Origin of the sequence: Streptomyces sp. TLI_053 (assembly GCF_900105395.1) — a bacterium.
GTDB lineage: Bacteria > Actinomycetota > Actinomycetes > Streptomycetales > Streptomycetaceae > Kitasatospora.
This window is the reverse complement of the sequence record NZ_LT629775.1, coordinates 1,313,650-1,340,289: the sequence shown is the minus strand read 5'-3', so window position 1 is coordinate 1,340,289 and position 26,640 is coordinate 1,313,650. Positions and strand designations below refer to the sequence as shown.

Annotated in this window: 18 protein-coding genes; 7 read left to right on the top strand and 11 right to left on the bottom strand. The window is 76.0% G+C overall.

Annotated elements, in window-relative coordinates; translation table 11 throughout:
• Window positions 1-21: 21 nt before the first annotated feature.
• Window positions 22-849: an SDR family NAD(P)-dependent oxidoreductase gene (locus BLU95_RS05040; RefSeq protein ID WP_173862005.1), complete on the top strand. Its 828-nt coding sequence runs from the start codon at window positions 22-24 to the stop codon at window positions 847-849.
• Window positions 846-1,637: a polysaccharide deacetylase family protein gene (locus tag BLU95_RS05035; RefSeq protein WP_093858891.1), complete on the top strand. Its 792-nt coding sequence runs from the start codon at window positions 846-848 to the stop codon at window positions 1,635-1,637. Before BLU95_RS05040 ends, BLU95_RS05035 begins: the two co-directional genes overlap by 4 nt.
• Window positions 1,638-1,774: 137 nt before the next feature.
• Here BLU95_RS05035 and BLU95_RS05030 read toward each other — a convergent pair whose 3' ends face one another.
• The 3 genes from BLU95_RS05030 to BLU95_RS05020 all read right to left on the bottom strand — a co-directional run bounded on the left by BLU95_RS05030 (window position 1,775) and on the right by BLU95_RS05020 (window position 5,078).
• Window positions 1,775-2,860 (bottom strand): MGDG synthase family glycosyltransferase, encoded by a 1,086-nt coding sequence (locus tag BLU95_RS05030; protein WP_093858890.1) that lies wholly within the window; start codon window positions 2,858-2,860, stop codon window positions 1,775-1,777.
• Window positions 2,861-2,874: 14 nt separating this feature from the next.
• Window positions 2,875-3,831 (bottom strand): NAD-dependent epimerase/dehydratase family protein, encoded by a 957-nt coding sequence (locus BLU95_RS05025; RefSeq protein WP_093858889.1) that lies wholly within the window; start codon window positions 3,829-3,831, stop codon window positions 2,875-2,877.
• Between the two features lie 122 nt (window positions 3,832-3,953).
• Window positions 3,954-5,078 (bottom strand): DegT/DnrJ/EryC1/StrS family aminotransferase, encoded by a 1,125-nt coding sequence (locus BLU95_RS05020; protein ID WP_093858888.1) that lies wholly within the window; start codon window positions 5,076-5,078, stop codon window positions 3,954-3,956.
• A 515-nt stretch (window positions 5,079-5,593) separates the two neighbouring features.
• On the opposite strand from BLU95_RS05020, the gene BLU95_RS05015 reads away from it, so the two are divergent.
• The 5 genes from BLU95_RS05015 to BLU95_RS04995 all read left to right on the top strand — a co-directional run bounded on the left by BLU95_RS05015 (window position 5,594) and on the right by BLU95_RS04995 (window position 13,233).
• Window positions 5,594-7,822, top strand: coding sequence for an MMPL family transporter (locus BLU95_RS05015; RefSeq protein ID WP_093858887.1), 2,229 nt, complete (start codon window positions 5,594-5,596; stop codon window positions 7,820-7,822).
• Between the two features lie 236 nt (window positions 7,823-8,058).
• The gene (locus tag BLU95_RS05010; RefSeq protein ID WP_093858886.1) at window positions 8,059-9,258 is read left to right on the top strand and encodes a sensor histidine kinase; all 1,200 of its coding nucleotides are present in this window, start codon (window positions 8,059-8,061) and stop codon (window positions 9,256-9,258) included.
• Window positions 9,255-9,956 (top strand): response regulator transcription factor, encoded by a 702-nt coding sequence (locus BLU95_RS05005; RefSeq protein WP_093858885.1) that lies wholly within the window; start codon window positions 9,255-9,257, stop codon window positions 9,954-9,956. The genes BLU95_RS05010 and BLU95_RS05005 overlap by 4 nt, the downstream gene beginning before the upstream one ends.
• Window positions 9,957-10,112: 156 nt before the next feature.
• Window positions 10,113-11,621, top strand: coding sequence for an alpha/beta hydrolase (locus BLU95_RS05000; RefSeq protein ID WP_231978296.1), 1,509 nt, complete (start codon window positions 10,113-10,115; stop codon window positions 11,619-11,621).
• 205 nt (window positions 11,622-11,826) lie between these two features.
• Entirely contained in the window at window positions 11,827-13,233 is a 1,407-nt protein-coding gene (locus BLU95_RS04995; RefSeq protein ID WP_107452476.1) for an Hsp70 family protein, read from the top strand.
• 13 nt (window positions 13,234-13,246) lie between these two features.
• On the opposite strand, the gene BLU95_RS04990 is transcribed toward BLU95_RS04995, so the two are convergent.
• From BLU95_RS04990 to BLU95_RS04955, 8 genes are all read right to left on the bottom strand, one after another.
• Window positions 13,247-14,827: a dynamin family protein gene (locus BLU95_RS04990; protein WP_093858882.1), complete on the bottom strand. Its 1,581-nt coding sequence runs from the start codon at window positions 14,825-14,827 to the stop codon at window positions 13,247-13,249.
• Window positions 14,824-16,812 (bottom strand): dynamin family protein, encoded by a 1,989-nt coding sequence (locus BLU95_RS04985; RefSeq protein ID WP_159424777.1) that lies wholly within the window; start codon window positions 16,810-16,812, stop codon window positions 14,824-14,826. The genes BLU95_RS04990 and BLU95_RS04985 overlap by 4 nt, the downstream gene beginning before the upstream one ends.
• Window positions 16,813-16,817: 5 nt before the next feature.
• The gene (locus tag BLU95_RS04980; protein WP_093858880.1) at window positions 16,818-19,187 is read right to left on the bottom strand and encodes an Hsp70 family protein; all 2,370 of its coding nucleotides are present in this window, start codon (window positions 19,185-19,187) and stop codon (window positions 16,818-16,820) included.
• Window positions 19,184-19,540, bottom strand: a complete 357-nt coding sequence (locus tag BLU95_RS42120) for a hypothetical protein (RefSeq protein WP_093858879.1) — start codon at window positions 19,538-19,540, stop codon at window positions 19,184-19,186. Before BLU95_RS42120 ends, BLU95_RS04980 begins: the two co-directional genes overlap by 4 nt.
• A 40-nt stretch (window positions 19,541-19,580) precedes the next feature.
• Window positions 19,581-20,135, bottom strand: coding sequence for an RNA polymerase sigma factor (locus BLU95_RS04970; RefSeq protein WP_159424776.1), 555 nt, complete (start codon window positions 20,133-20,135; stop codon window positions 19,581-19,583).
• Window positions 20,136-20,198: 63 nt separating this feature from the next.
• Window positions 20,199-22,595 carry an Hsp70 family protein gene (locus tag BLU95_RS04965; protein WP_093858877.1) on the bottom strand — a complete coding sequence of 799 codons (2,397 nt, stop codon included), beginning with the start codon at window positions 22,593-22,595 and terminating at the stop codon, window positions 20,199-20,201.
• The gene (locus BLU95_RS41295) at window positions 22,592-24,157 is read right to left on the bottom strand and encodes a dynamin family protein (RefSeq protein WP_107452473.1); all 1,566 of its coding nucleotides are present in this window, start codon (window positions 24,155-24,157) and stop codon (window positions 22,592-22,594) included. Before BLU95_RS41295 ends, BLU95_RS04965 begins: the two co-directional genes overlap by 4 nt.
• On the bottom strand, window positions 24,154-26,274 hold the full coding sequence (locus BLU95_RS04955) for a dynamin family protein (RefSeq protein WP_159424775.1): 2,121 nt from the start codon (window positions 26,272-26,274) through the stop codon (window positions 24,154-24,156). The genes BLU95_RS41295 and BLU95_RS04955 overlap by 4 nt, the downstream gene beginning before the upstream one ends.
• Window positions 26,275-26,640: the final 366 nt, after the last annotated feature.

Below are 26,640 nucleotides of genomic sequence, written 5' to 3'. Positions count from 1 at the left end.
GCGCACAGAGCGGCAGGTGCCATGACCACGGACGCCACGGACAGCACGGACGGCACCGAAGACGCCCGTCCACGCTCCCGGGGGGCCCGGCGGTGCCCCGCCGACAACCCGCCGATCGCCCTCGTCACCGGAGCCTCCTCCGGCATCGGCGCCGCCACCGCCGAACGGCTCGCCGCCGCCGGCTGGCGGCTGCTGCTCTCCGGTACCGACCAGGCCCGCCTCGACGCCGTCGCCGCGCGCACCGGAGGCCGCCCGCTCCCCGCGGACCTCGCCAAACCCGACGGCGCCCAGCGCCTGGCCGAAGCCGCCCTCGCCGCCGCCGGCCGGGTGGACGCCCTGATCGCCAGCGCCGGTCTCGGCTGGCGCGGCCCCTTCGCGCAGACCCCCACCGACACCCTGGACCGGATGCTGGAGGTCAACCTCGCCGCCCCGCTCCGGCTGGCCAGGCTGCTCCTGCCCGCCATGCTGGAGCGCGACCGGGGCCGGATCGTGCTGCTCGGCTCGATGGCCGGCCAGGTCGGCGTCCGGGAGGAGGCCGCCTACGCCGCCACCAAGGCCGGGCTGACCATGTTCGCCGAGAGCCTCTGGTACGAGCTGCGCGGCACCGGCGTCGGTGTCCGGCTGATCCTCCCGGGGGCGGTGGCGACCCCCTTCTTCGCCACCCGCGGCACCGACTACCAGCGCGAACGCCCCCGCCCCGTCTCCGCCGAGGCGGTCGCCGACCTCGTCCACGCGGCGATCACCACCGACCGCGACCGCGCCTTCCTGCCGCACTGGCTGGACCTCCCGGCCCGGATCCACGGCGCCGCCCCGGGCTTCTTCCGGCGGATGGCGGCCCGGTTCGGGTGAGGGTCCGGAGGGGCACTGGCCTCCTGCTCGGCGCCGCCGCCGGCGTCGAACTGCTCCACCTCGCCCCGGCCGCCGTCCGACTGCCGCCCGTCAAGCGCCTGCTGGCCCGCCGCACCGCCGGCCGGGGCACCGTCCCGGGGCACCTCGCCCTCACCTTCGACGACGGCCCCGACCCGCGCGGCACCCCGCCGATCCTGGATGCCCTCGACACCCTCGGCCTCCGCGCCACCTTCTTCCTCCTCGGCGCGATGCTCGAACGCTCCCCGGACCTCGGCCGCGAGCTCGTCGCCCGGGGTCACGAGGTCGCCGTCCACGGCTGGCACCACAGCCGCCAGTACTACCCCGCCCCGGCCCGCGACCTGCGCGAACTGCGCCGCGCCACCGAGGCCGTGACCGCCCTCACCGGCACGCCCCCGCTCTGGTACCGCCCGCCCTACGGCGTCCTGACCGCCGGCCAGGCGCTGGCCGCCCGCCGCCTCGGCCTGCGCACGGTGCTGTGGACGGCCTGGGGCCGGGACTGGGAGCCGGGCGCCACCGGCCCCTCCGTACTCGCCACCGCCCGCCCCCACCTCACCGGCGGCGCCACCCTCCTCCTGCACGACTCCGACTGCACCTCCGCCCCCGACTCCTGGCGCGCCACCCTCGCCGCCCTCCCCCTGCTCGCCGCCCACTGCCGCGCCCGGGGGATCACCCTCGGCCCGCTCCGTGACCACGGAATTCCCCGAAGCGGGTCCGGGGGCCGCGTCTCTCGGGCAGGAAATGCCATAGCCGGGCCTCCCGTTCAGTGATGACGACCTGTCATGCGGGCGCCTGGGGGGAGGAGTTCCAACAGTGCCAGACACGACGCGGCCCGCGGTGCGCTGTCGGGATCCTCTGGGTGGGGTCAACCAGGAACCGCTGTAACCGGGCCCTGTCAGGTGGCTTGTCAGGCCAGGCCGACTTGTTCCAGGGCCGCGGCGAAGCCGGTGCGCCAGCCGTCCGGGGTGGCGCCGGGGGAGGGGGGTGGTTCGGGGCGGGTGAGGGCGGCGAGGGCGGAGCGGACGACCTCGGCGGGGCGGGCGGAGACGACATCGGCGTGGCCCAGCTCCAGTTCGTGCTGGAGGTTGTCGCGGCCGTGGCCCTGGACGACGTCCAGGAGGAGGAGGCGCCGGCCGAGGGCGCGGGCCTCGCTGCAGGTGTCGCCGGAGCTGGTGACGACGAGGTCGGCGGCGGACATCAGGGCGGGTACCCGGTCGGTCCAGCCGTAGGGGTGCAGCCGGGGCCGGTGGGTGGCGGCGTGGCGCAGGCGGCGTTCGAGTTCGGCGTTGCTGCCGGCCACCGCGAGCACGTGCGGTCCGGCGTCGGCGAGTTCGGCGGCGGTACGGGCGAGCGGACCGAGGCCCCAGGCGCCGGACATCAGCAGCACGCAGCGCGCGTCCGGCGGCACGCCCAGCTCCGCCCGCGCCTCGGCGCGGGAGGGCGGCCGGTAGAACGGCGCGCGCAGCGGTGCGGGCAGGACGGCCACCGGCGCGTCCGGGCGGTAGCGGCGGACGCCGCAGGCGGCGACCTCGGAGGTGACCAGGAACAGGTCGGTGCCGTCCTGCACCCAGAGCCGGTGCGGGGTGACGTCGGTGCAGAGCACCAGGTGCCGGAAGGCCGGCGGGTCGCCGCGCAGCCGGTTGACGGCGGAGGTGGCGGTCGCGAAGACCGAGACCACCAGTTCCGGGCGCTGCTCGGCGAGCAGCGCCCGGACGGCGGGTACCAGCCGCCGCCGGGCCGCCGCGTCGGCGAGCAGGGCGATCCGGGCGCCGGGGCGCAGGGCGGAGAAGTGGAACGCGTCGTAGACGCCGGGCAGGTCGAGCAGCCGCCGGAAAACGGCCTCCCCGGCGTTGCCCGCGTGCTGCCCGAGCAGGGCCATCGCGTCGACCGTGGCGGTGGTCCAGCCGCGTGCCTCCAGGGAGTCGGCGCAGGCCCGGGCCATCACGTCGTGGCCCTGGCCGAGCGATCCGGAGACCAGCAGCGCGTGCGGCACCGCCCGGCCCCGGTTCAGGCGCCCTGGCGGGGGCCGGCCGCGGGCGCGGCCTCGGAGCGGTACCAGTCGGCGTACCGCCGCACGCCGTCGGTGAAGTTGGTGTGCGGGGACCAGCCGAGCAGCCGCTTGGCCTGCGCGGCGGAGATCCGGCGCCCGGCGTAGTCGGCGGTGCGGGCCTCGATGTGTTCGATGCTGACCGGTCCGAGCAGCCGGTCCACGGTGTCGGCGATGTCGCGGACCGAGACGGCGGTGGAGCCCTCCAGCGCGAAGGTCTGGTCCTCGGCGGCGGGGGAGAGGGCGCGGACGTGCGCGTCGGCGAGGTCCTCGACGTAGACGAAGTTGCGGCTCTGCCGCCCGTCGCCCGCGATGGTGATCGGCCGCCCGTCGAGCGCGGCCTGCACGAACCGGGCGACGACCAGCTCGTCGCGCATCCGCGGCCCGTACGGGATGCCGTACCGCAGGATGGTGAAGTGCCGCCCGTACAGCTGGCGGTAGCTGTGCACGAGCATCTCGGCGGCCAGTTTGGTGGCGACGTAGAGGTGCCCGCTGTGCTCGAGCTCGATCGGCACGTGCTCGTCGAGCTCCTGCTCCTCGTCCTCCATGCCGGCCTCGCCGAGGGCGGCCCCGTACACCCAGACGGTGCTGGCCAGGACGGTCCGGCTGAGGTCGTTGCGACGGGCGGCCTCGAGCACCGCCTCGGTCCCGTCGATGTTGGCCCGCACGGCGCCGACCGGGTCGGCGGCGACCCGCTCGACGTCGGCCTGCGCGGCCAGGTGGAAGACCACCTCGCAGCCGTCCAGGGCGGCGGTGAGGGCGGGCAGGTCGAGGATGTCGATCCGCGCGTGGTCGGCGTCGGGGTTGAGGTACTTGTCGGTGGAGTCCACCGCGAGCACCTCGTGCCCGGCGGCGAGCAGCCGGTCGACGACGTGTGAGCCGATGAAGCCGCATCCTCCGGTGACCGCTATCCGCACGGTTCTCTCCTGTCTCTCTGTCGACTGACTGCTCCCGACTGACTGCTCCCGGCCGGGTGCTCCCGGCCGACTGCGCCCGACGGTTCCCGCGACCGGCGCGGTCCGTCGGCCCGTGAGGTCCGTCAGCCCGTGAAGCGGCGATGGACGGCGGACACCGCCTCGATCACCAGCTCGGTCTCGTCCTCGGTCATGTCGGAGTGCACCGGCAGGCAGATCTGCCGGGCGCAGACGTCCTCGGCGACCGGCAGCGCCGCCCGCCGGTACGGGGCGAGCACCGGCTGCAGGTGCAGCGGCAGGTCGTAGACCTCGCCGGACAGCCGGACGTCGTACTCCTCGGCGACGGCCCGCTTGAACGCCGCGCGGTCGGTGCCGGGCGGCAGCAGGGCGACGTACTTGTAGTAGTTGCCGCGGGAGCCGGCCGGTTCGAGGACGGGGGTCAGGCCGTCCAGCGCGCCGAGCGCGGCGTCGTAGCGCTGGGCGACCCGGCGCCTGGTCTCCACGAACTCCTTGAGCCGGCGCAGGTGGACGGTGCCGATGGCGGCGTTGGGCTCGCTCATCCGCCACGACGCGCCGAGCCGCACGTGGTGGTTGGTGGTGAAGGAGCCCTTGCCCTGGTCGCGGTGGATCCGGGCCTCGTCGCGCAGTTCGGCGGACTCGGTGAGGATCATGCCGCCCTCGCCGCTGGTGGTGACCTTGGTCGGGTAGAAGGAGAAGGCTCCGGCCGTGCCGAAGGTGCCGGCGGCCCGCCCGAGGTAGCTGCTGCCGTGCGCGTGCGCGGCGTCCTCGACCAGCGGGATGCCCCGGGCGTCGCAGATCGCGCGCAGCGCGTCGACCTCGGGGGTGATCAGTCCGCCGATGTGGACCAGCACCACGGCGGCGGTGTCCGGGGTGAGGGCGGCCTCCAGGGTGTCCGGGCCGAGCGCGAGGGTGGCCGGGTCGACGTCGGCGAGGACCGGCCGGCCGCCTGCGTGCAGGACCGCACCGGCGGTCGCGTAGAAGGTGACGGCGGGGACGACCACGTCGCGGCCGCGGACGTCGAGGCCGCGCAGGACGATCTCCAGTGCGGCGGTGCCGCTGGCGACGGCGACCGCGTGCGTGGCGCCGTGCTCGGCGGCGAACGACTGCTCGAACCGTTCGGTCCAGGGGCCGAGGGTGAGTGCGCCGGTGGCGAGCATCTCGCTCACCGCCTCCGCGACGGCCGCGCGGTCGTTCTCGTCGAACACGATGCGGGCGGCGGGAACGCCCATGGGCCACCTCCGGCAGCGGGTCGAGCTGCGGACGGGCGGTGTTCCGGGGGCCTGCGGGCTTCCCGGTCACCGGGGACGGACAGATGCGAACGAACCGGTGCGAAAAGTCCGGTCCAGGCACATCACGCTACTTCGCCGGTCGGGACGCGGCCCGTCCGTACCCCCGCCCGGGTGACCCGGCCGACCTCGGGCCCGGTGCCCCCCGTGCCCCCGGAACCCCGACCCGGGCTCCCGCCGCCCTCGGCCGCAGGTCGGAGCCGGACCGCGGCGGCCGCGCTCCGGGCACTACGCCGCCCGGGTCGTCCTGCTGCGTCCGCAGTAGTCCGGAATGCCTGCGCTGGGCCGACGCCGACGAGACGCCCGCCCGAGCAGGATGGCCATGCTCCGGAAGCCCCTGGCCGCGACGGCCGGGCAGCGCTCCCGGCCACCGATCCCGCTGGACGGCCGCCGTCCGACGGGCCCGCTGTCCGAAATCCGACGCCTGCCGTCCGACATCCGAAGGAGTCCGCTCTCCCGTGGCCACTTTCCTGTACCGCCTGGGCCGATGGTCCTTCCTCAGGCGCCGGCTGGTGACCCTGCTCTGGGTCGCCCTGCTGGCCGCCGTGGGGGTGCTGGCCGCCAAGGCGCCCGCCGCCCCCGACGACGGCTTCGCCATGCCCGGCACCGAGGCGCAGAAGGCCTTCGACCTCATGGACGAGCGCTTCCCCGGCGCCATGTCCGACGGTGCCTCGGCCCGGATCGTCTTCGTCGCGCCGTCCGGCCAGAAGATCACCGCGGCCCAGAACCAGCAGACGGTCGACAAGGCGGTCGCCGAGCTCGCCCACGGCGAGCAGGTCCTCTCGGCCACCGGACCGTTCAAGGCCGGCGCCGTCTCCCAGGACGGCACCACCGCGTACGCGACGGTCAGCTACGACGCCAAGCCCGGCAAGGTCTCCACCGGGGCCACCGAGGCCCTGGAGCAGGCGGCCCAGCACGCCCGGGACGCGGGCCTCACCGTGGACATCGGCGGCACGGCCCTGATGGCCGGCGCCGAGGCGGGCGGGTCCGCCGAGGCGATCGGCATGGCGATCTCGGCCGTCGTCCTGGTGATCACCTTCGGCTCGCTGCTGGCCGCCGGACTCCCGCTGCTCACCGCGGTGATCGGCGTCGGGCTCGGTATCGCGCTGATCACCGGTCTCGGCAGCGTGCTCGGCCTGTCCAGCACCACCAGCACCCTGGCGATGATGCTCGGCCTCGCCGTCGGCATCGACTACGCGGTCTTCATCGTGTCCCGCTACCGGGCCGAGCTGCTCGACGGGTACGCCCCCAAGGAGGCCGCCGGGCGGGCCGTCGGCACGGCCGGATCGGCCGTGGTGTTCGCGGGGCTCACCGTGATCATCGCGCTGGCCGGGCTCTCCGTGGTGGGCATCCCGCTGCTGGCCAAGATGGGCCTGGCGGCGGCCGGCACCGTGGTGATCGCCGTCCTGGTCGCGCTCACCCTCGTCCCCGCGCTGCTCGGCTTCATCGGTCAGCGGGTGCTGCCGCGCAAGCTCCGCAAGCGGGGCCGGGCCGCGGCGGGCGACACCGGTCGCCCCAACGGCGGTACCCGCTGGGCCCGGTTCGTGCTGCGCCGTCCGGTCGCCGTGCTGGTCGGCGGTGTGATCGGGCTCGGCGTGCTCGCCCTGCCCGCGCTCGACCTGAGGCTCGGCCTGCCGGGCGACGAGGCCAAGCCGACCTCCACCACCCAGCGCCGCGCCTACGACCACCTCTCCGAGGGCTTCGGCCCCGGTTTCAACGGTCCGCTGACCGTGCTGGTCGACGTCAAGGGCGTGCCCGACCCCAAGGCCGCCGCCCAGCAGGTCGGCGACGCCGTGAAGGGCCTGCCCGGCGTGGTCGCCGTCACCCCGGCGGCCTTCAACCAGGCCGGGGACACCGCCATCGTCACCGCCATGCCGGCCACCGGGCCGAGCGAGGCCGCGACCACCGACCTGGTCCACGCCATCCGTGACAAGGCGCCGGGTCTCAAGTCCGCCACCGGCGCGACCGTGCTGGTCAGCGGTCCGACGGCGATGAACATCGACGTCTCGCAGAAGCTCAACGACGCGCTGCTGCCCTACCTGGCGGTGGTGGTCGGCCTCGCCGTGGTGCTGCTGCTGGTGGTCTTCCGCTCGGTGCTCGTCCCGATCAAGGCCGCCGCCGGATTCCTGCTCTCGGTGGCCGCCGCGCTCGGCGCCGTCGTGGCGGTCTTCCAGTGGGGCTGGCTGGCCGAGCTGATCGGGATCGAGCAGACCGGCCCGGTGATGAGCATGATGCCGATCTTCATGATCGGCGTGGTGTTCGGCCTGGCCATGGACTACGAGGTGTTCCTGGTCACCCGGATCCGCGAGGCCTACGTGCACGGCGAGGAACCCGGCGAGGCCGTGGTCACCGGCTTCCGGTACAACGCCCGGGTGGTCACGGCCGCCGCGCTCATCATGATCAGCGTCTTCGCCGGCTTCATCGGCATGAACGAGCCGATGATCAAGATGATGGGCTTCGGCCTGGCCGCGGCCGTTGCCTTCGACGCGTTCGTGGTCCGGATGGCGATCGTCCCGGCCGCCCTGGCCCTGCTCGGCCGCCGCGCCTGGTGGCTGCCGCGCCCGCTGGAGCGGATCGTCCCCGACGTCGACGTCGAGGGCGCCAACCTCCGGACCGAGCCGCCGCTCCCCGGCACCCCCGCCGACGGGACCGGCAGCGAACCGGCCCGCCACTCGGTCGGCGTCTGAGTACCCCGCCCCGCCGCGATCCCTCTCCCCGGGACCGCGGCGGGGCGGCCCGTGTTCCGGCCTCCCCGTCGGCCGGTGTACCGGCCACCCCGCCGGACCGGTCAAAATGGTACGAACCGCAGACGAACGCCGCCGGCGGACCGCAGTCGGACCGAACGACCGTGTACTGCGTCCGCAGTACACGCCCAACCGCCCGAACCCCTTGCCGACCGGTCCGGGCCCGTGGAGAGCCGAGCATGACCGACACCTGGCCGCGCCGCTTCCGCCGCCGCCACCCCCGCCTGCTCGACACGCTGCTCGTGCTCGGCGTGTTCACCGCCACCGCGGGCACCACCACCGTCGACCGCCTCGGCAACCACCTGGCGCCCAATCCGCGGGCACTGGTCCTGGCCGTCGTCACCAGTGCCGCCGTCTTCCTCCACCGGCGCCACCCCCGCGCGCTGTTCGGGATCGCCTTCGCCGGCGCCCTGGCCATCTGCCTCGTCGCGACCCAGCTCAACGTCGGGCTGGTCACCCCGCTGATCGTCGCGCTCTACTTCCTCGCGGTCCACACCGACCGCACCACCGCGCGGATCGCCACCGCCGTCTCGGCCGCCCTGGTCACCGGCGCCACGTTCGTCGCCGAGCCCGGCGCCCCGATCGGCGCCCGGATCGGCTTCGTCGCCTGGATCCTGCTGCCCGGAGCCATCGGCGACTCCGTCCGCACCCGCCGCGCACACCTGGCCGCCATCGAGGAACGCGCCGAACGGGCCGAGCGAACCCGGGAGGAGGAGGCCCGCCGCCGGGTCGCCGACGAACGCATCCGGATCGCCCGCGACCTGCACGACGTCGTCGCGCACCACATCGCGCTCGCCAACGCCCAGGCCGGGATCGCCGTCCACCTGCTCGACCGCAACCCGGCCCAGGCCCGCGAGATGCTCAGCCACCTCACCGACGCCACCGGCTCCGCGCTGCGCGAGCTCAAGGCCACCGTCGGCCTGCTGCGCCGCGCCGACGACCCGGAGGCGCCGCTCGAACCGGCGCCCGGCCTGGACCGGCTGCCCGACCTCGTCGACGCCTTCGAACGCGCCGGGCTGCCGGTGCGGCTCACCGTCGAGGGGGAGCGGCAGCGACTGTCCCCGGGCGTCGACCTCACCGCCTACCGGATCCTCCAGGAATCCCTGACCAACGTGTCCAAGCACGCCGCCGGCAGTGCCGCCGACGTCACCCTCACCTACTCCGGCGGCAGGTTCCTGCTGACCGTCGCCAACGACCGCCCGCCGCGCCCGGTCCCGCCCGCGTCCGCCCCGGCCGGCGGCGGCTTCGGCCTGATCGGCATGCGCGAGCGGGCCGCCGCCGTGGGCGGCCGCCTCAGCGCCGACCGCCGGCCCGGCGGCGGCTTCCTGGTCTCCGCCGAACTGCCCCTGCGCACAGCAGCCCGAGAGGAACCCGCGTGACCATCCGAGTACTGCTCGCCGACGACCAGGCCCTGCTGCGCGGCGCCTTCCGCGTGCTCATCGACGCCGAGGACGACATGGAGGTGGTCGGCGAGGCCGCCGACGGCCGGGAGGCGGTCGAACTGGCCCGGGCCACCCGCCCCGACGTGGTCCTGATGGACATCCGGATGCCCGGCGTCGACGGTCTCTCCGCCACCGCCGCCATCTGCGGCGACCCCGACCTCGCCGGCACCCGGGTGCTCATCCTCACCACCTTCGAGATCGACGAGTACGTGGCCCAGGCCCTGCGCGCCGGCGCCGGCGGCTTCCTCGGCAAGGACGCCGAACCCACCGAACTGCTCGCCGCCCTGCGCCGGGTCGCCGCCGGCGAACCGCTGCTGTCGGCCGCCGCCACCCGCGCCGTCATCGACCGGCTGCTCGCCCAGCCCGACCCGGACGGGGCTCCGGCCGCCGCCCCCGAGCGCCTGGCCGCGCTGACCGCCCGGGAGCGCGAGGTGATGGCGATGGCCGCCACCGGCCTCAGCAACGAGGAGATCGCCGCCCGGATGTACGTCAGCCCGTTCACGGTGCGCACCCACGTCCACCGGGCGATGGCCAAGCTCGACGCCCGCGACCGCGCCCAGCTCGTCGCCCTCGCCTACCAGACCGGCCTGGTCCGGACGCCCCGCCCGGCCCCGGGCCCGGGCCCGAACGACTGATCCCCGTCGGCCGGTCCCGAGGCGCAGGTCCCGAGGCGCTGGTCCCGAGGCGCTGGGCCCCGGGCGCCGATCAGTACCACCCCGGGGGGATGACACCCGGGGGCATCGACCCTATGGTCCAGACCTATGTTGAGGAGATTACGGCCCACCGGCCCCTTGAGAACCGTCGGCGCCGCGCTCGCCCTGGCCCTCGCCGGGGCCACCGCCGGCGTCGGCGCCGCCGAAGCGGCACCGGAGCGGCCGACCGTGCCCCTGGTCTGGACCGACTGCCCCGCCGACCCGTCCGGGGCCCCGGTGGACCCCCGGCTGCGCTGCACCACCCTGAACGTGCCGCTGGACTACCGCGAGCCGCGCGGGCGGACCATCGGGATCGCGGTCTCCAGGCTCCCCACCGCCAAGCCGGGGCTGCGCCGGGGGATCCTGGTCCACAACGGCGGCGGCCCGGGCGTGGCGAGCCTGCACCTGCCGAGCGCCCAGGAGTCCGGCTACCCGCAGGAGGTGCTGGACCGCTACGACCTGGTGGGCTTCGACCCGCGCGGGGTCGGCCGCAGCACCCCGGTCAGCTGCGGGCGGACGGCCGCCGAGGTGCCGTACGAGCTGGTGTTCCCCTTCCCCGCGCCGGACGGCTCGATCGCCCCCAACGTGCGCTTCGCCCGCGACCTGGCCCGCGACTGCCTGGCCCGCAACGGCGACTCGATCCGCCACCTCACGACCGCCAACACGGCCCGCGACCTGGACCGGATCCGGGCCGCGCTCGGCGAACCGAGGATCTCCTACCGCGCCGCCTCGTACGGCACCTACCTGGGCGTCGTCTACGCCGAGCTGTTCCCGGGGCGGACCGACCGCTTCGTGCTGGACGGCAACGTCAGCCCCAACGTCACCTGGCAGGACCGGCTCGCCACCTGGGACCGCGCGAGCGAGCTGCGCTTCGAGGACTTCGCCCGCTGGGCGGCCGAGCGCGACACCACCCTGCGCTTCGGCGCCACCCCGGCGGCCGTCCGCGCCAACTACCTCGCCCTGGCGGCGGAACTGGACCGGACACCGGTGACCCACCCGGTGGCCGGACCGGTCAACGGCAACCTCTGGCGCACGCTCTACCGGCTGGACTCGTACCACACCGCGCTGTTCCAGGAGATCGCCGACTGGTGGCGCTTCCTCGCCGACGACGGCGCCGGCCCGGTCCCGTACTGGTGGCTGGCGAAGGGCACCCCGGGCATCCCGGAGGACAACGACGTGGCCGCGCTGACCGCCGTGCTCTGCGGCGACACCCCGGCGCCGCGCGACCTCGGCCACTACCGGCGGGCGGTCGCGGAGAGCCGGCAGCGCAACCCGATCGTGGCCGGCATGGGCGCCAACATCTGGCCCTGCGCGTTCTGGCCGGCCCCGGTCGAGCCCGCCGTCCGGATCACCGGCCGGGGCCCCGCCAACATCCTGCTCCTCCAGACCGAGCGCGATCCGGCCACCCCGTTGGTCGGCGCCCTCGGCATGCGGGCGACCCTGGGCGGGCGCGCCCGCATGGTCACCGTCGACGGCGGCAACCACGGCGCCTACGACCGCTCCGTCCCGTCCTGCGCGGTCACCGCCGCCGACCGCTTCCTGACCACCGGCACCCTGCCGCCCCGCGACCTCACCTGCGCCCCGGACCCGGCCCCCACCACCGGCTGACCACAGCCGGAGCGGCCTTCCCCGGGAGGCCGCTCCGCCCGGCGCCCCAGCGGGTTCAGGGGCCGGTGAAACCCCTGCTGGGTTCGTCGGCGCGCTCCGGGCGGAGCCGAGCCGGGGCGAATGACGCCACCGGCGGCGGTCCGGGCGGAACAAAAGTACCGTCGGGCGGATCCGAGAGGGAGACCCGGAGCGAGGAGGGACCCCCGTGGGTGCGAGTGCCGTCGAGTCCGTGCTGGCCGTCGACTTCGGGACCACCACCACCTGTGCCGCGCTGGCGCGGGGCGGGTCGGTGCGGCGGCTGCGGGAGCCGGTCGGGGACGGTTGGGCCTGGCCGTCGGCGGTGCTGCTGGCCGGGAACCGGCCGTACGTCGGGTCGGCGGCCGAGCAGCGGCGGCTGCTCGACCCCGCCGCGTACCGGGACGAACTCAAGCGGACCCTCGGCCGGGGCGTGCCGGTCGACCTCGGCGGGCGCGGGCATCCGGCCGGGCTGCTGGTGTCGCTGCTGCTCCAGGCCGTGCGGGCGGAGGCCGAGCGGGCCAACGGCGGACCGGTCGACCGGAGCGTGCTCACCGTCCCCGCCGCCTACGGGCCGGCCGACCCGCGCGGGGAGGAACTGCTGGACGCGGCCCGGCGGGCCGGGCTGCCCGGGCCCGAACTCTGCCCGGAACCCGTCGCCGGGGCGCTCGCCCCGCTCGCCGGCGGACCGCTGCCGCCGGGCAGCACCGTCCTGGTGCACGACCTCGGCGGCGGCACCTTCGACACCGCCCTGGTCCGGCTGCCGGGAGAGGACGGCCGCCCCGGCCCCGCCGTGCTCGCCCACGACGGCGAGGAGTACGGCGGCCGGGACTTCGACGCCCTGGTGTACGCCGAACTCCTCGACCGGGGCGGCCCGGAGCTGGCGGCCCTGCTCCCGTCGGAGCACGGGGAGGAGAACAGGGACGCGGCGCGGGACGACACCGCGCTGCGTCACCGGATCCAGCTGCTCGACCTCGCCCGGCGGCTCAAGCACCGGCTCGCCTACGAGAGCGCCCCCGCCGAGGTGTTCGCCCCGGCCGGGCGGGTGCTGGGTCTGCACCGGGACCGGTTCCTGCGGCAGGCCGAGCCGCTGTACGCGCGCACCACCGCCTGCTGCGCACGGCTGCTCGCCGAGACCGCGCTGCTCGACACCACCGGCCGCCCGCCGAGGCCCGACGCGGTGGTGGTGATCGGCGGCTCCAGCCGGCTGCCCGGCCTGGTGGAGCACGTCGCGCAGACGCTGGGGCTGCCGGTGGTCCTGGCCGAGGACCCGCGCACCGCCGTCGCCGAGGGCGCGGCGGCCTGGGCCGCGGCCCGGGTGGTGCGCACCGTCGAGGCGTCCGGCCCGGTCCCTGAGCGGACGCCGCTGCGCTGGCCGCTGCCGCCCGGCGGCGCGGTCCTGCTCGAGTGGTCGGTCGGCCCCGGTCGCCGCTACCCGGCCGGGGCGGTGCTGGGCCGGGCCCGGGCCGCCGACGGCTCGCTGCTGCACCTCTCGGCGTCCGCGCCGGGCCGGGTACGGGCCCAGCACGCCCGCCCGGGGGAGCAGGTGCGGGACGGCGACTGGCTGGTGACGGTCGAACAGCATCACGAGGACTGACCGGGTCGCGTTCTCAGCCGCCGTCCAGCCCGTACAGCAGGTGCTCGTACGCCCGGACGGCGGCGCGGGCCGCCGCCCGGGTCGGGCCGGACAGGCCGCCGGACTGCCAGCGGTTCAGCCACACCCCGTGCCGTCGCCGGGCCTCCGCCCGCAGCTCGTCCGCGCCGCTGTCCGCGGGCAGCCCCAGCCGGTCGGCCGGGCCGCGCCCGAACTCGCCCAGCAGTCGCCGCAGTTCCTCGGTGGCCCCGGCGTCCAGCCGGAGCCGCCCGCCGTACAGCTCGCGCAGCGTGCGCAGTTCGGCGAAGCCGGGTTCGTCCAGGACCAGCGCCTCGACCAGGCCGATCGCCTCCTCCAGCAGGGCCCGTTCGCGCGGGCCGACCCCGGCCGCGAGGTCCAGGGGCATCCGCCGGATCCGCTCCAGCGCCGTGTGCAGCTTCAGCAGCGCGGACCGGTGGCCGAAGTGGTCGGCGAGTTGGGTGCGCAGCCCGTCCAGCCCGCTGTCCGCAGCCAGGAAGGCGCGCAGTTCGGGGACCCGCCGCTCGCCGTCGCGGACCAGCCCGCAGAGGGTGTGCAGGCCGTACGGCCCGAAGCGGCGCCACAGGGCGCGGCGGCGGGCACCGTCCAGCGGTGCGCCCTCGTCCTCGCCGAGGAAGAAGGCGGCCGCTCCCAGCAGGTAGGAGAGGAAGTCCGGCCGGAGGGAGGCGAGTTCCTCCAGGGCGGCGACATCGGACTCGTCCAGGGTGGCGGCGGCCTGGCCGAGCAGCCCGCACACCGGAGTGAGGTCGAACAGGCGTCGGCGCATGCCGGGGGCGTCCTGGAGGATCCGGTCGGCGAGCCGGCGGCCGAGCACCAGCGGGTGCGGTCCGTCCGGTTCCCACAGCTCCTCGCACTTGGTGAGGGCACCCAGGGTGGTGAGCGGGGTGGAGTTCTCGAAGTCCCGGCCGAGGAAGTGGGCCACCACCTCGGCGTCCGTGGTCGACGGCCCGCGGACCGGCAGGACCAGCAGCAGGGCGTCGGCGGCGGTGGCGTGCCGGCGGCTGGTGCTCGCCACCTCCTCCGGCCGCAGCCGCAGGAAGGCCAGGGTGTTGAGCGAGTCCTCGCCGTACACCGAGTCCAGCCCGGGGGTGTCGATCAGCTCGAACAGCCGCAGATAGGGGGCGGGGAACTCGACCAGCACCTCCCGGATGCCGCGCAGTTGCTCCAGGTGATCCTCGCGGCGCGCGGTCAGCTCGGCCAGCCGGTCCGGGGAGTACTCCACGGACGGACGGCCCTCCTCCCGATAGCGGACCAGCAGCCGCGGGGTGTCGGCGTACCGCAGCCGGTTGACGTTGAAGGTCAGTTCCTGCGAGCCGGTGGCCACCCGCTCCTCGCCGATCAGCGCATTGACCAGGGTGGACTTGCCGGCCGAGATCCGGCCCACCACGACCACGCTCATCTGTCGCCGCAGCCGATGCTGTTCGGCCTCGAAGGCGGCGCGCAGGACCTCGGCCGAGCCGCCGCCGCGGGACAGCAGCCGCTGCGCCCCGGCGAGGGCGGCGTCGGCCCGGGCCCCGAGGTCGCCGAGGTCGCCGAGATCCCCGGGGGCGCTCGTCATGCCCGACCGCCGGCCGCGTCGGGCGGGGCGGGAGCGGCAGCCTCGGGGCCGGCGAGCCCCTGCACGGCGCCGGCCAGCACCTCGACCCGCTCCCCGAGTTCCCGCAACGGCCCCTGCTCCCGAGCCAGTTCGCCGAGCCGCCGGGCCGCCTCCGCCGCCGTGCGCTCGGCGCTGCGCCGCAGCCGCTCCAGGGTGTCCGCGGTCCGCTCCTTCTCCCGCTCGATCCGGCTGTCCAGCTCGGCCGCGATGTCCCGGGCGAAGGCGGCGACCGCCTCCTCCACGGCCCGTGCCACCATCGGCTCCTGGTCCCGCCGGGCCCGGCCGACGGCCTCGGCGAGCTCCCGGCGGCGCTCCTTGAGGACGCGCTCGGGGATCTCCTGCTCCACGGTCCGGTACCGGACCCGCTCCGGCCGGTCGAGCACCCGCTCCTGGTAGGACTCGTAGCGGGGGGCGAAGAAGTCCTGGGCCTGCCGGTACAGATGCCTGACCCGGTTGCCGAACCCCGACGGCGTCGGACCGGCCGCCCGCTTCGCCTGCCGCTGCTTGGTCACGGTGCGGTAGGTCGCCGGTTCGACCTCGCGCACCTCCTTGGTCGGCCGGTGCAGGCGGCCGAAACCGCCGAGGTCCAGCACCGGTGCGGGCGGCAGCTCCCCGAGCGTGCCGCCCGCCAGCTCGACGCCGAGCTCCCGGGCCAGCCCGCTCTGCAGCGCGGCGGCGCGCCGGGCGGCCCACTCGCCGACCGTCGACCGGGCCAGCGTCAGGTCCGCGTTGATCCGGTCGGCCAGCCGGTCGGGCTTGGTGAGGTGCGCCCGCACCTCCAGGTGCTCGGTCTCCGCGCGCCGCCACACCCGTTCGAACTCCTCCCGGGTGCGTTCGGCCGTCCCGGCCCGCAGGCTGTCGAGTTCGCGCTCCAGCCGAGCCCGCCACGGCGCCGCGCCCGAGGACAGCTCGGCCAGCCGCTCCGACTCCCGCTCGGTCTCGGCGCGCAGTTCCGCCAGCCGGGTCCGGCTGCCGTCGCGGAGCGCGCTCTCCTCGGTCAGCAGCGGCTCCAGCAGGGTGCGCACGGCGGCCTGCGCCTCGACCAGGGCGCCGCCGAGCAGCACCCGCGCGCGGTGGGCGGCGAGCCGGGACCAGAGGGCCTCCTCCAGCCGGGGGAAGCCCGAGGCGGCCAGCAGTCTGGCCCGCCGCTCGGGATCGTCGTCGGCGACCCCGGCCAGGTGGCGCTGCTTGAGCCGGCTCGACACCGGGACGATCAGCACGTCCTCCGGCTCGCGCCCGGTCACGGCGGCGATCTTGCGCCGCCCGGCGGCGAGGTCGGCCCCGATGTCCTCGGGCAGGTCCGCCTTGGTGAGCACGTAGAACAGGGCGTCCGGGTGGTCGGCGGCCCTGACGGCGTGCGCGGCCTCGCGGAGGAAGGCCGTCTCGCTGTCGGTCAGCGGCTCCTCGGCGGAGAGCACGAACACGACCGCGTCGGCGTTGGGGAGCTGGCCCATGGTCACGGCCGTGTGCTGGTGGTAGACGCCGCCCACGCCCGGTGTGTCCACGAGGACCAGCCCCGATTCGAGGCGCGGCACGTCGAGCCGCAGGTCGAGCAGCACGGCCTCGCCGCTGTGCTCGCCGCCCTCGGCGGCGTAGTCGCCGATCCGGTCGAGCGGGATCCGCCGCGCTTCCAGCCTGCCGTCCGGGAGGCGGAGGGTGACCTCGGCGCGTTCCGGGGCACCGTGGCGGATCACGGCGGCGACGCTGGTGGCGAAGTACGGGTCCACGGGGAGGATGTTCGGGCGCTCCAGCAGCGCGTTCAGCAGGCTGGACTTGCCGCGGTTGAACTCCCCGCACACCACCACCGTCAACTCGCCTGACAGCAGGCGTTCGTGGGCGCCGCAGAGCCGGTCGGCGGTCTGCTCGGCCCGGCGGGTGCGGGCGGTCGCGGTGAGCGGCTCCAGCAGGTCGAGGATCTCGTCGCGCAGGGACGCGTAGTCGGGCACGGGTCTCACTCCTTCTCCAGGTCCCAGCTGTGGAGTTCACGGTCGGTGGCGGCGAACAGGGTGCTGGAGTCGGTGCCGAACACCAGGTTCCGTGGCGGGGTGGGCAGCGTCATCCGGTGCAGCGGGCCGGACACCTCCAGCAGCCGGTGCGGCTGCTCCGGGTCGGGCTGCGGCAGTTCCCAGACCGAGACGCAGCCGGCCTGGTCGGCGGCGGCGAGCAGCCGTTCGTCGGGGCCGACCGCCAGCACGAAGGCCTTGGCCAGCGCCGGGTCCCGCAGCCGGGCGGTGTAGCCGCCGAGGCTCCAGACGTCCACCGCGGTCAGGTCGGAGGCACCACTGGCGAACCCGGCCGACACCGGCAGCGGGCGCACCAGACGGAGATCGGACAGGGTGAGCTGGGGCACGCTCTCGGCGCGGCGTCCCGAGGTGTGGCAGAGGACCACGGTCTGGCCGACCGGGACCGCGGTGAACTCCAGATCGGGGGAGAACGCCTGCCCGCCGGTCGGGCTGAAGCGTGACAGGTCGATCTCGGCGGTCACCTCACCGTCGACGGTCCGGACCAGGCGCAAGCGGCGCTGGATGTCCGTGACCGCGAGCAGGGCCCCGTCGGCGGAGAAGGCCACCGCGGCAGCGTTGGTGGGGAGCGGGACGGAGCACTCGAGCGCTCCGGTGGTCAGGTCGAGGACGTCGACCTGGCGGCCGGACTTGTGGATGGCGGCCGCCAGCGGCGCCCCGGCACCGGGCGCGGTCGCCGTCGCCCAGCCGATCCCCGGACGTTCCCACTGCCGGACCGTCTCGGCCGGCAGCAGTTCGGAACAGACCAGTTGCTCGCCGTGCACGGTGAGCAGCCGTGGCACGTCGCCCGGGACCGGCAGTACCGGGCCGACCGGCCGCGGCTCGGGCAGCGCCCGTACCCGGGCCCGGAGCGGTGCGGCCTCCGCCCACCGCGGCCGGACGTTCGCGCCGCCGTACTTCCCCGAGCGGGCGGTCCGGCGCCCGCCCGCCCGCCCGGTGGTCAGCAGCCAGTCCCCGGACGACACCGCCGCGCCCTCCGCGACGTGCAGCCGGGCGACGGTCCCGGGGCGCCCGTCGGCGCGCAGCTCCCACAGGCCGCCGTCGGCCAGCCGGACCAGCGCGAGCACGGCGTCCGCGGCGAACTCCTCGCTCGGCGTCACGTACCAGCGCAGCAGTCGGCCGGAGTCGCCGGGCAGCTGCCAGCCGAGCGGGACGCCGGAGGAGGTGGGCCGCTCGGCGGCCGAGTAGCGCCGGGTGGCGAGCCCGGCCCAGGCGGCCGCGCCCTGGGCGACGGCCAGTTCCGGGTCCTCGACGTGGCGCAGCAGTCCGGGGAACGCCTCGGCCAGCGCGTCGCGGACGGCGGGCATCCGGGTGCTGCCGCCGACCAGCAGCACGGCCGCGAGCCGGTCCGGGGCCTGGCCGCAGCGTTCGAGCAGTTCCCGGCAGCGGGTGACGGTCCGGGCGACCAGCGGCGCGGCGAGTTCGGCCAGCCGGTCCCGGCCGAGGGCGGTGGGCAGCCCGGCGGAGCGCAGGTAGTCGTCGACCTCGGCCTCGACGCTCAGCCGGTGCTTGAACCGGTGGGCGAGGTCGGCGAGTTCGACCTCGCGGCGGAGCCGGTCGGTGGCGCCGTCGGACTCCTTCGGCGCGCCGCCCGGGCGCAGCCACGCCGTGAGCCGGTCGCCGCCGAGCCGGACCAGTTCCTCGGCGACCAGCACGTCGATGTCGTGGCCGCCGCAGTCGTCCAGCGCCGTGTGTCCCAGGACCTCCACCGCCTCGGCCGAGGCGTCCGGCGGCGGCATCCGGACCAGTGCGGCGTCGAAGGTGCCGCCGCCGAAGTCGTGGACCAGGACCAGGTCGCCGGGTTGCAGGGCGGGCCCGGCGATCGGGGCGAGCGCGGCGGCCACCGGTTCGGCGAGCAGGTCGACGACGGTGAGACCGGCCGCCTCGCCCGCCCCGACCAGCAGCCGCCGGCGCGGGTCGCCGGGCCCGTAGGAGGCGGGGTAGGTCAGCACGGCCCGGGTGACGGCCTGGCCGTGCAGCCGTTCTGCCTCGCCGCGCACGGCCGCCAGCAGTGCGGCCACCAGCTCCTCGGCCCGGTAGGAGGCGTCGCCGAGCAGCAGCGGGGCGCGCTCGCCGAGGTCGCGTTTGAACTCGCCGCGGAAGGAGGCGGGGTGGACGGCCCGGCGGTGCTCGGCGGGGGTGCCGACGAGCAGCCGGGCGCCGTCCCAGGAGACGGTGGAGGGCCAGGCCCAGGAGTCGCCGGACGGTTCCTTGATCAGGCGCACCCGGCCGTCGGCGACCAGTGCGGCGGCGGAGGTGGAGGTGCCGAAGTCGACGGCGAGGACGGGTTCACGGGTCACCGGTGGTCCTTCGGTTCGGGACGGCGGGGCGGGTCGCGCGGGTCGGGCGGGTCGGGCGGGTCGGGCGGGCCGGGCGGGCCGGTCCGGTCGGGCGGCTCGGTCCGGCTGTCGGTGCCGAGCCGGCCGAGGGCGGTGGCGACCAGCCGTCGCCACGTCCCGTCGTCGACCTCCGGCAGCGGTACGGCGGTGAGCAGGGCATGCAGTCGGGCCACTGTCCCGGGCGCGAGCACCGGGTCCGGCGCCGACCGTTCCCTGCCGGGGAGCTCCCGGCGCGGGTGCTCGTGGCGGGGGTGCTCGTGGCGGGGGTGCTCGTGGTTCAACGGGCCCTCCTGGCTGAACGGGGACGCCTCCACCGGGGACTCCTCCCACTGGGGCCTGTTGTCCGGGTCCCCCTCAGTCCGGTCCGAGCACGCGCACCAGCTCCTGACGGGCCCGCGCCAGACGGCTCTTGACGGTGCCGACGGGGATCGCCAGCACCTCCGCCATCTCCTCGTAGCTGCACCCGCACAGGTGCCGCAGCACCACCACCGCCCGGAAGTCCACCTCCAGTGCGGCCAGGGCCTGTTGGACCCGCACCACGTCGGTGACACTGCCGTCCACCGGCCGTACCGCCTCGACCGGCAGCGCCTCGTCCAGCACCGGGTACGGCCGTCGCTTGCGCTGGGCCAGTTCGGCCCTGGCGGCGTTGACCGCGATCGTCCGCAGCCAGGTGGTGAACCGGGCCTCGGCCCGGAACGAGCCGATCGCGCCGGCCACCCGGATCAGCGCGTTCTGGCAGGCGTCCAGCGCGTCCTCGCGGTTGCCGGTGATGCCCGCGCAGACGGTCAGCACCGTGGTCCGGTGCCGGCGCAGGAGTTCTTCGAGTGCGCACCGGTCGCCGGCGACCGCGCGCGGGACGAGTTCCTCGTCGCCCAGACCCGTCAGGTCCGGCGACCTCGTGTACCGCAACACCGACCCCCCACAGGCGCGCCCCCGACGGCCGGGTGCGACGGGTGGCGGGCGCCTGACGGTTCATAGACCCCGGTGCGGAGCGGAAAGTTCCCGCCGCCACACCGTGACTTTTCCGTCACCCGCGAGTGCCAGTGCGGAGCTGTCGGGGGACCAGGCCAGGGTATGCAAACCACCGCTGGAGTGCGGGAGTTCGGCGATGACGGTGAGGCTTTCGCTGTCCGCCACGAGCACCCAGCCGCTGTCGAGGCCGAGCGCCAGGTGCTTGCCGTCGGGGGCGAACTCCAGGACGCTCACGGGTTTCGTTCCGAGTGTCCTGTCGCCCAGCCGCACCGTGCAGAGATCGGCGGACACCTCCGCCGGAGGGTGCCCGGTGTGCATGGCGTTCCGCTGCGGCCGCTTTGACGTGGACCAGGCGACGGACCGGACGGGAGGCTTGTTGCCCTGCCAGGGGAATATCCGGGTGTTCGTCCGGTCGACGCTCCATGCCAGCGAGTCGGATCCCGTGCAGAGGCCGAGGTCGGGCCCGGTCGGCTGGATACCCTGGTCGGTGAGGAGCTGCGGGGTGAGGCCGTCGCCGACGCTCCAGATCTCGTACGACGAATACCTCCCCGAGCTCCTGGCGACGGCCACCAGCAGGCGGTCCGGCCCGACCGGGAGCGCGCGCCACAGGCTGTCGGTCCGAGCGGGATTGCCCGGCAGGAGTTGGACCACAGCGGGGTTCCCGTCGACCGGCCCGTCGCCGTCCAAGGGGTGCAGTGCGGCGGTCCTCCGGTCGTCCTGGAGCTGGAACAGCGTCTCGGCACGGGGAGAGAAGTACAGCTCCGCCTGGGAGGGCGGGAACGTGGCGAGCCGGCGGACCTCGGTGCCGCCGGTCCACTCGTGGGCGGACGTCGCGGTGGCGATCCGCAGCGCTCCCTTGGGTGTCCACCCGATGGTTCTGAGGTCGGCGAACGGGTGCCGCCACACGGGGAGGAAGGCGTCCGGTCCGGCCCCGACGGTGGTGGCCAGCCAGTCGCCCGAGCGGAACCGTCCGCCCGGATCGGTGTGCCAGCGCACCAGTTCGCCGGGGTACCGGGCCCGTAGCCGGTGCACGGTGCCCGTCGACGACCGCACGTCGGCCAGCACCGCGCCCGCCGAGTACCGGGTGCCCTCGGCGACGTGCGGTCCGAGGAAGACGGCCGAGCCGCCCGGCACGTCCCAGGCCAGCGGTTCGGTGCCCGGCTCGCGGACCACCGGGCGCAGGTCGCGGGCGGCGGTGAGCGCGGCCCAGGCGGCGGCGCCGCGCACCACGGCCAGTTGCGGGTCCTCGGGCTGGCGGACCGGGGCTCCGAACGCCTCCCCGATCAGCTCGCGGACCACGGGGCTGCGACTGGTCCCGCCGGTCACCAGGACGGCGTCCACCCGTGCGGTACCCCCACCCGGGTCGGTGTTCTCGGAGGCGGCCGCGACGCGCAGCAGGGCGCGGCAGCTCTCGACAGTGGGTTCCAGTAGCTCCGCCGCCACGGCGCGCAGGGTGTCCCGGTCGAGGGCGACGACGGTGCCGTCGGGAGCGAGGTCCTCGACCCGCTCGGCCATCGCCAGCCCGTGCTTCAGCTCGCGCACGAAGGTGTCCAGGTCGAGCGCCGCCCGCCGGGCGGCGGCCTCGTCGGTGTCCGGCGGAGCCGCACGCAGCTCGGGGCCGCTCCCTCTCAGGTGGGCCAGCAGCGCGACGTCGAGATCCCGCCCGCCGCAGTCGTCGAGGGAGCCGTGCCCGAGCAACTCCGGTCCGGCGTCGCCGATCCGCACCAGGGCCGCGTCGAAGGTGCCGCCGCCCAGGTCGTGCACCAGCACGGTCGAGCCCACGGGGAAGGGCGCGCCGACCGGTGGCGCCCAGGCCGCCGCCAGTGGTTCGGCGAGCAGGCCGACCCGGCTCAGCCCGGCCGCCTCGGCGGCCGCCAGCATCGCCTGCCGCCGGGCGTCGTGCGTCCCGGCCCCGGCCGGGACGGTGAGCACGGTCCGTTCGGGGGCGCGGCCCAGCACCCGGTGCGCCTCGGCGGCGACGGCGCGCAGCACGGCCGCCACCAGCTCGGTCGCGGAGTGGCTCGCGCCGTCGAGCAGCAGCGGCACCCGGCTGCCCAGGTCGCGCTTGATCTCCGCCCGGTAGCGCAGCGGGTGGAGCCGCTTGCCGCGCTCGGCCGGGGCGCCGACGAGGACGCCGCCGGAGCCGTCGGCGAGCACGGCCGAGGGCCAGGACGCGGCGCCGGTGGCCGGCTCGTGCAGCATCCGGACGGTGCCGCCCTCGACGACGGCGGCCTGGGTGGTGCTCGTGCCGAAGTCGACGACCAGTACCGGCCCGACCGGTGCGGGCTCCTCCGCCGGTTCCGCCGTTGCCGCCGTTGCCGCCGGTTCTGCGGGTGCTGCCGGTTCTGCGGGTGCTGCCGGTTCCACCGCCGCGGTCCGCTTGGACTTCTTGCTCACCTGGACGGCTCCGATCGCGAGAGGTCGTGGTGGATCGCCTCGTAGGCGTCCCGGACGGTCAGTTGGGCCTGCCGGGCCGGACCGCCGACGGTGGGAGCGGCGAGCAGCCGGTGCCAGTGGTCGAGCCGGGCGCGGGCGGCGGCCAGCAGCACCGCGCGGTCCGTGCCCGGCGGCAGGCCCAGCCGGTCCGCCGCGGTGCTGCCGTGCTCACCGGTGACCCGCAGCAACTCGGCCACCTGGTCGGCGGGCAGGTCGAGCCGGCCCTCGAAGTGGTCGCGCAGCGAGCGCAGTTCGGCGTACGCCTGGGCGTGCCGGAGTTCGACGGCGGTGAACGCGCCGGCCACGGCGGCCACGGCGCGGGCCGGCTCGCCGGTCAGCCCGGCCGCCGTCAGCCCGGCGAGCCGGGGCACGGTGCGGAACGCCCGGGCGGCCTTGATGAGGTCGGCGCGTCCGCCGAAATGGTCGCGGAGCAGGGCGCGCAGCGTGTCGATGCCGGAGATCCGGAGCAGTTCGGCGCGCAGCGGCCCGGCCTCGGTGGCGCCGTCGCGGACCAGCCGCTGCGCGGTCGCCACGCCCCAGCCGCCGAAGCGCCGGTAGAGGCGGGACCGGGCGGCGGCCGGCAGCGGCAGTACGCCGTCCGCCGCGGTGAACCGGTCGGCCTCCGCGGCGAGTTCGGCCAGCCGGTGCGGCTCGCAACCGGTGGCGAGCGCGGTCAGGTCGGCGAGGTCGGCGGCGTCCAGGTCGGCTGCGCCCGAGGCGAGCAGGCCCGCCACCGGCACCGCCGTGTACAGCAGCCGGGATGCCCCGGCGGCGCGCAGCAGTTGGTCCGCGACCCGCCGGGCGGGCAGGAACGGGTCCGGGGTGTCGACCGGGTCCCAGAACAGTTCGGTCTTGGTCAGCGCGCCGACGGTGTTGAGCGGACCGAGCCCGGGCACATGGGCCAGGAAGTCGGAGGTGAGGCGCAGTTCCTCCCGGTGGACCCCTCGGGCGGTGAAGGTCAGCACCAGCGCGTCGGCCCTCGCGCCCTCGGTCACCGTCGACCCGGTGACGCCGCTCGCGGTGCGGCCCAGCAGTCGCAGGGTGGCGGCCGACTCGGGGCCGGTGGCGGAGTCCAGCCCCGGGGTGTCGACGATCTCCGTGCCGGCCAGCGCGGGGTGCGGGAAGGCGGTCTCCAGATGGTCGATCCGGTGCGGCGGTCCGTGCCGCCGGGGGGCGTCGGCGGTGCGGACGGTGAGGGCCTCCAGGGCGGACAGGTCCGGGTGGTGGACCACGGTGCCGTCCTCGAAGTGCACCGCCAGCGCGGCCGGGGCGCCGTAGCGGAACCGGTTGACCGTCATGGTCAGCTCGGTCACCCCCGTCGGGGCGAGCCTGGTCCCGAGCAGGGCGTTGACCAGGGTGGACTTGCCGCTGCTGACCCGGCCGACCAGGGCGACGGCGAACGGCGCGGCGAGCCGTCCGGCCTGCTCGGCCAGCGTCCGCCGGAACTCCCCGGGCAGGTGCTCGGCCCCGGCCGCGTCGGTGAGGACGGCCAGCGCGGCCCGCCGGAGGTCGGCGGCGGTCACCGCCCCACCGCCCCGGGGCCGGGTGCGGCCCCGGGACCGTCCTCGGGCGCGGGGCGGGGCGCGGCCCCGGGACCTTCGTCGGGCGCGCCCGCGGGGCCGGACCGGGGCGCGCCCGCGGGGCCCGTCCCGGCCGGGGGCTCGTCGACGACCGCCGCGACCAGGGCCGCCAGCCGGGCCACCTCGCGTCCGGCCGCGATCAGTGCGCCGTGCTCCTCGGTCAGCACCTTGTGCCGGGCCCCGGCCTCGGCGCGGGTGGTCTCCGCCGCCGCCCGGAGCCGCGACACGGTCTCCTGCGCGCTCTCGTCCTGCTGGCGCAGCAGACTGTCCAGCTCCCGCTCGGCCTGCTCCGCCGCGGTGTCGAGCAGGCTCCGCAGGCCCTCGGTGATCACCCGCTGCTGGCGCGAGCGCACCAGGGCGAGCTGGTCGCGCAGATTGCGCCGGCGGGCCTGGACCTCCTGGTCGCGGACGGCTCCGAGCCCGCGCAGCAGGCCCGCGACCAGGCCGATCGCGCCGCCGACGGCAGCGCCCGCCGGTCCGAACAGCATCCCGCCGACGGCGGCGCCCATCGAGGCCCCGAACGAGCCGTCCCGGCTCACCGGCATCATCGGCCCGGGCGCTCGGCCGGAGCCCAGGTCCGGGTCCAGCCGCACCGCTCCGGGCGCGGCGATCCGTCCCGCCCCGACCGGCCCGATCCCGAGCCGGTGCTGCCGGGCGAAGGCGGCCACCACGGCACGGAGTTCGGTCTCGGCCCGGTGCGCGGTCGCGCCCGCCACCGCCGCGTAGGCGGAGGCCACCTCGGCGGCCAGCCGGTCCGCGTCGTCCTGGAGGGACTCGTCGTGCAGCAGGTCGTTGCAGATCCGTTCCCACACCGCGTCCAGGTCGTCGTGCAGGGAGCCGGTCAGCGCGTTGCGCAGCTTCCGCAGCTCGGCGCGGAGTTCGGTGCGCCACTCGGCGCCGGACCGGCGGGCTCCGGCGGCCTCGCGCTGCCCGGCCTCGGCCGAGGCCCGCAGCCGGGCCAGCGTCTCGTCGGTCTCCCGGGCGAGTGCCTCCCGTTCCGCCTCCAGCGGTCGCAGCAGGGCCGTGACGGCGGCGTCCGCCTCGGCCAGCGGCCGGGCCAGCAGCAGGCTCGCCCGGCGGCGGCGCAGCAGGCCCCGGAGTGCGGACTCGAATTCGGGGTAGCCGCTGTCGGGGTCGGCGGCCCCGTCCGCGGAGGCGGGCGCGTCCGGCCGGGCCCCGGCGGCGGCCAGGTGGCGCAGCCGGGCGCGGGTCGACACCGCCAGCACGGCGGGGCCGCCGTCCCTGTCGCCGGTCAGTGCGGCGAGCTTGGCGCGGGTGTTGTCGAGCATGGCCCGCCGGTCCTCGGCGTCCGCCTGGTCGGCGCGGGTGAGGACGACCAGCAGGCCGCCCGGATCTGCGGCCGGCTTGTCCGGACCGGTGCTGCCGGCGGCCGGCCGGTCCGGCCCCGCGCTGTCGGCGTCCGGTGCGTCCGGTCCCGTGCTGCCGGCGGCCGCGGCGGTCAGGGCGTGGCGGAGGAAGCGCAGTTCGGCGGCGGAGAGCGGCGAGGTCGTGTCGGCGACGAAGACCACCGCGTCGGCGGAGGCGAGGAAGCCGGCGGTCACCGCCGTGTGCTCGGGGAACACCCCGCCGATGCCCGGGGTGTCGACCAGGACGGTGCCCCCCGTCAGCGCCTCGGACGGCAGTCGCAGGTCGAGCAGTTCGGCCCGCAGCCGGTTGCCGGGGTTGGCGCTCTCCGCCACGTAGTCGGCCAGTTCGGTGAACGGGACCTCCCGCTGCCGCGTGCCGCCGTTCTGCTCGCGAAGGTGCACGGTCGCCGTGTCCCGGGTGCCCCAGGCCAGCGTGGTGACCACGCTGGTGGTCTGGAGCACGTCCACCGGCAGCAGCCCCGGTCGCCGCACCAGCGCGTTGACCAGGCTGGACTTGCCCCGGTTGAACTCGCCGCAGACCACGACCACGATCCGTCCGTCCGCGAGCCGCCGCACCGCCTCGTCCAGCCGTTCGGCGGTCCCGGCCAGCCCGCGCGCCCGCGCCGCCGCACCGAGCCGTTCCAGGGCGGCCGTGGTGTCGGCCGCGACCGTGCCCGTGTCGATCCCCGTCATGCCCGCCCGGCTCCCCTCGCCCCGGCGCCGGCGCCCGCGCGTCGGCCTCCCGGACTCTGATTCGCCGAACGGCCGGAATGTTCCGCGGGGGCCGTCCGGACCCGCAGCCGGGGCTGCGGGACCACGGGCTGCGGTGCGCGGAAGGCGGGGTGCGGAAGACGGGGTGCGCGAGGTGTGAAGACGGCGCAGAGAAGCAGGAGGGGCGCGCGGAAAATTTTGTGCGCCCATCGCCGGCCGGTCCGGGCCGTACCGCTTGACCTGCGCTTTCCGTAGTGGAAGGCGTCATTTCGTTCGAGGCAACAGGATGTTAACCGGATCGGCACACTCTGCGCCCAGAACTCGCTTTTGCTTGCCCCATACCCATGT

What these genes read in the sequence shown, in the direction of transcription:
- BLU95_RS05040 (WP_173862005.1), top strand. Translation starts at nt 22, where the DNA reads ATGACCACGGACGCCACGGACAGCACGGACGGCACCGAAGACGCCCGT.
- BLU95_RS05010 (WP_093858886.1), top strand. Translation starts at nt 8,059, where the DNA reads ATGACCGACACCTGGCCGCGCCGCTTCCGCCGCCGCCACCCCCGCCTG.
- BLU95_RS04955 (WP_159424775.1), bottom strand. Translation starts at nt 26,274, where the DNA reads ATGACGGGGATCGACACGGGCACGGTCGCGGCCGACACCACGGCCGCC.
- BLU95_RS05020 (WP_093858888.1), bottom strand. Translation starts at nt 5,078, where the DNA reads ATGGGCGTTCCCGCCGCCCGCATCGTGTTCGACGAGAACGACCGCGCG.
- BLU95_RS04990 (WP_093858882.1), bottom strand. Translation starts at nt 14,827, where the DNA reads ATGACGAGCGCCCCCGGGGATCTCGGCGACCTCGGCGACCTCGGGGCC.